Origin of the sequence: Ramlibacter sp., assembly GCF_035706265.1 — a bacterium.
Lineage (GTDB): Bacteria > Pseudomonadota > Gammaproteobacteria > Burkholderiales > Burkholderiaceae_C > Ramlibacter.
In genome coordinates, this window is record NZ_DASSVG010000212.1 from 1 (window position 1) to 4,688 (window position 4,688).

At 68.4% G+C, this 4,688-nt stretch carries 4 protein-coding genes; all 4 read right to left on the minus strand.

Translation table 11 applies throughout. The features are described from left to right. Nucleotides 1-2,117: polyribonucleotide nucleotidyltransferase (gene pnp / locus VFM98_RS07925; RefSeq protein WP_325109371.1), on the minus strand; the 2,117-nt coding region annotated here is incomplete at its 3' end. Nucleotides 2,118-2,297: 180 nt separating this feature from the next. Next, nucleotides 2,298-2,561 (minus strand): 30S ribosomal protein S15, encoded by a 264-nt coding sequence (gene rpsO / locus VFM98_RS07930; RefSeq protein ID WP_325109372.1) that lies wholly within the window; start codon nt 2,559-2,561, stop codon nt 2,298-2,300. A 231-nt stretch (nt 2,562-2,792) separates the two neighbouring features. Next, nucleotides 2,793-3,953, minus strand: coding sequence for a pyridoxal phosphate-dependent aminotransferase (locus tag VFM98_RS07935; protein ID WP_325109373.1), 1,161 nt, complete (start codon nt 3,951-3,953; stop codon nt 2,793-2,795). A 184-nt stretch (nt 3,954-4,137) separates the two neighbouring features. Further along, nucleotides 4,138-4,688 (minus strand): ABC transporter substrate-binding protein (locus VFM98_RS07940; RefSeq protein ID WP_325109374.1); only part of this gene is annotated, 551 nt, incomplete at its 5' end.

Here is a 4,688-nt window from a genome sequence, read left to right on the forward strand (position 1 = left end):
GGCTCGCGCTCGGGCATGCCTTCCGGACGCTCGGCCAGCGCCTTCATGGACAGCTTCACGCGGCCCTTGTCGTCGGTCTCCAGGACCTTGACCTTCACGACCTGGCCTTCGGACAGGTAGTCGGTGACCTTCTCCACGCGCTCGTGCGCGATCTGCGAGATGTGCAGCAGGCCGTCCTTGCCCGGCAGCAGGTTCACCAGCGCGCCGAAGTCCAGCAGGTTGGTGATCGGGCCTTCGTAGACCTTGCCCACTTCCACTTCGGCCGTGATCTGCTCGAGGCGCTTCTTGGCCTCTTCGGCCTTGGCGGCGTCGGTGGAGGCGATGGTGATGGTGCCGTCCTCGGCGATGTCGATCTGCGTGCCGGTCTCCTCGGTCAGCGCGCGGATCACCGCGCCGCCCTTGCCGATCACGTCGCGGATCTTCTCCGGGTTGATCTTCATCGTGTACAGGCGCGGCGCCCAGGTCGACACGTCGGCCTTGGCCTCGCCCAGCGCTTCCTGCATCTTGCCCAGGATGTGCATGCGCGCTTCCTTGGCCTGCGCCAGCGCGACCTGCATGATCTCCTTGGTGATGCCCTGGATCTTGATGTCCATCTGCAGGGCGGTGACGCCGTTGACGGTGCCGGCCACCTTGAAGTCCATGTCGCCCAGGTGGTCCTCGTCGCCCAGGATGTCGGTCAGCACCGCGAAGCGGTTGCCTTCCTTGATCAGGCCCATGGCGATGCCGGCCACGTGCGCCTTCAGCGGCACGCCGGCGTCCATCAGCGACAGGCAGCCGCCGCACACGGAGGCCATCGAGGAGGAGCCGTTGGATTCGGTGATCTCGGAGACCACGCGCATCACGTAGGGGAACTCCTCCTTGTTCGGCAGCACCGGGATCAGCGCGCGCTTGGCGAGCCGGCCGTGGCCGACTTCGCGCCGCTTGGTGGAGCCCATGCGGCCCGCTTCGCCGGTGGCGAAGGGAGGCATGTTGTAGTGGAACAGGAAGCGGTCCTGGTATTCGCCGGCCAGCGCGTCGATGCGCTGCGCGTCCTGCTCGGTGCCGAGCGTGGAGACCACCAGCGCCTGCGTCTCGCCGCGCGTGAAGAGCGCCGAGCCGTGGGTGCGGGGCAGCACGCCGGTGCGGATCTCGATCGGGCGCACGGTGCGCGTGTCGCGGCCATCGATGCGCGGCTCGCCGGAGAGGATCTGGCTGCGCACGGTGCGCGCCTCGATGTCGAACAGCAGGTTGTCGACCTTCACCGGATCGAACGCGATGCCCTGCTCCGCCAGCGCGGCATGCACGGACGCGGAGGCGTCGCGCAGGGCCTGGGTGCGGGCCTGCTTGGAGCGGATCTGGTAGGCGGCGCGGATCTTCTCCTCCGCGACGGCGCCGACGCGGGCGATGAACTCCTCGTCCTTCGCCGGCGGCTGCCAGTCCCACACCGGCTTGCCGGCTTCGCGCACCAGTTCGTGGATGGCGTTGATCGCCACCTTGGCCTGGTCGTGGCCGAACACCACGGCGCCCAGCATCACTTCCTCGGGCAGCTGCTGCGCCTCGGATTCCACCATCAGCACGGCGGCCTCGGTGCCGGCGACCACGAGGTCGAGGTCCGACACCTTGCGGGCCGTCGGGCCCGGGTTCAGCACGTACTCGCCGTTGACGTAGCCCACGCGGGCGGCGCCGATCGGGCCGTTGAAGGGGATGCCGGAGATCGCCAGCGCGGCGGACACGCCGATCATGGCGGGGATGTCGGCGTCGACTTCCGGGTTCAGGGAGACGGTGTGCACGACGACGTGCACCTCGTTGTAGAAGCCGTCCGGGAACAGCGGGCGGATCGGGCGGTCGATCAGGCGCGAGGTGAGCGTCTCGTACTCGCTCGGCTTGGCTTCACGCTTGAAGAAGCTGCCCGGGATCTTGCCCGCGGCATAGGTCTTCTCGATGTAGTCGACGGTCAGGGGGAAGAAGTCCTGGCCGGGCTTGGCGGTCTTGGAGCCGACCACGGTGGCCAGCACCACGGTGTCGTCGATGTCCACCAGCACGGCGCCGCCGGCCTGCCGGGCGATCTCGCCCGTTTCGAGCTTGACGGTGTGGGTGCCCCACTGGAAAGTCTTGGTGACCTTGTTGAAGATGCTCATGGCGTGTCCTCTCTTGTGTTGGTCGGAGGGCGTGGGGCCGAACACGATGCCATTCCCGAGGGGCTTGGGCCCCAACCCCTGGGGAATGACACAGCTTCTGTCCGAACCAGCCGCTCCGAAGTGAAAAACGCCTGAGGCAGTTGCGTGAACCGTCTCAGGCGTTCATGCGGCGGGGGCTGCTTACTTGCGCAGGCCCAGCTTGCCGATCAGGGCCGTGTAGCGCTCGGCGTCCTTGTCCTTCAGGTAGGCCAGCAGGCGCTTGCGGCGGTTCACCAGCTGCAGCAGACCGCGGCGGCCATGGTGGTCCTTGGCGTGGGTCTTGAAGTGCGGGGTGAGCTCGTTGATGCGGGCGGTCAGCAGCGCGACTTGCACTTCGGGGCTGCCCGTGTCGTTGGTGCCGCGCGCGTGGGCGGCGACGATCTCTGCCTTGTTGATGGCGGTCATCGGAGATTCCTTTGAATGTTGTTGACTTGCGTACGGCTTGCCGGAACGTGCGGCCGTACGTGCGCTCTGCGGGATGCAGAACCCAAGGATTATAGCGGACCGGCGAAAAGCCCGTCATTCCGGGCTGGCAGCGGGCAGGCTGGCGGTGGAGCGCCAGCGCAACCCCAGCGGTCAGCGAGCGCCAGCGAAGCTGGGGTTCACGCGCGCCTTGCGGCGCGGTTCACCACCAGCCTACGACCTGCGGCCGAGCCATGTGGCGAGCCGGTCCACGCCCTGCCTCAGCCGTGCCACGTCCTTCGACGCGAAGCACCACCTGAGCCAGCCGTTCGCCTCCGGCGCGAAGGCATTGCCGGGCGCCAGCCCGATCCCGGCCTCGGCCACCAGCCGCTTCGCCAGCACCAGCGAATCGTCGAAGCCGTCGAGCTTGAAGAAGGCGTACATGCCGCCCTTGGCGGGGCTCAACTCCACGCCCGGCAGCCCCTGCAGCAGCGGCACCAGGGTGTCGCGGCAGGTCTTCAGGTGGGCCACCACCCGCGGGGTGACCTCATCCGTGCGCTGCATCGCCTCGACCGCCGCCCGCTGCGTGAACACGCTGGCACAGGAGGTGTTGAACTCGATCAGCTTGCCCATGTGGTGGGTCATCTGCGTCGGCATCACCAGCCAGCCCAGGCGCCAGCCGGTCATCAGGAAGCTCTTGGAGAAACTGTGCGCGATCACCAGCCGGTCTTCCGGCTCGGCCACGTCGAGGAAGCTCGGCGCGCAATGGTTGGCGGTCGGCTCGTAGTACAGCCGCTCGTACACCTCGTCGGCCAGGATCCAGGTGCCGGTGCGCCGGCAATGGGCGAGGATCGCCTCCTGCTCCGCCCGCGAGAGCGTCCAGCCGGTCGGGTTGTTGGGGGCGTTGACGATCAGCAGGCGGGTGGCCGGCGTGATCGCGTCCAGCAGGCGCTGCAGGTCCAGCGTCCAGGCGCCCTCCTTCGGCGTGAGGGCCACCGGCTTCAGCCGCGCGCCCATGATGCGCGCCTGCGCCGGCAGGTTGGGCCACACGGGCGTGACCACCACCACCTCGTCGCCGGCGTCGACCACCGCCTGGCAGGCGAGCATCAGGGCGTTGACGCCGCCGGAAGTGACCGCGATGCGCTCCGTGCCGATCGGCCCGTGCAGCTTCGAGCTGTAGGCGGAGATGGCCTGGCGCAGCTCGGGCAGGCCCAGGTTGTGGGCATAGAAGGTCTCGCCCGAGCGCAGCGACGCGATCGCCGCCTCGCGGATGAACTCCGGCGTGACCTCGTCGCTCTCGCCGAACCAGAAGGGCAGCACGTCGCTGCGCCCCATGCCGGCGTTGGCCACTTCGCGGATCTTGGATTCTTCGAGGTCGATGACCGTCTTGCGCATCGCTCGATTGTCGATGATCCGAAAGGGCGGCGCAGGAATACGGACAACCGGACGCAAAGGACGCGAAAGATACGCAAAGGACGCAAAAAGGAAAGCGGAACCAAGGTCTCTTTTGCGTCCTTTGCGGAACCTTTGCGTCCTTTGCGTCCGGCTGCTTGCGGCCGACCCGTCCGCTCGTCGACGTCTAGGCCGGGCGCACCATCCTGCACGCATGCGGCAGTTCCGCCTGCGCCGGCGGGAGCACGCGCACGGTGCGGAAGCCGTAGCCGGAGCCTTCGACGTCGAAGCGCACGCCCGGCGTGCCCTGGCGGTCCATGAGGCCCACCACCAGCGGCTGCTGGAACTGGTGGTCGGCCGCGCGCATGCGCCCGGTCTGGCCGGCAAAGGTGACCTGCACCTGCTCCAGCGCCAAAGCCAGCGGCACCGCATCGGCGCTGCCGGCGCGCTCGATCGCCTGCGCCCGCGCCTCGACGGCCATCTGCATGCGCAGGTGCACGTAGTCGTCCGCCGGCCGCGGGAAGCGCTGGCGGAAGGACTGGTAGAAGGCCTCGCTCTCGCGCGTGGGCAGGTTGGGCAGCCACTCGGCCACCGCGAGCACCTTGCCGACGCCGGCCTCGCCGATCGCCGCCGGCGCGCCCAGCGCGTTGCCGTAGAAGGTGTAGAAGCGGCCCTCGAAGCCGATCTCGCGCGCGGCCTTCACCAGCAGCGTGAGGTCGTTGGAGAAGTTGCCGGTGA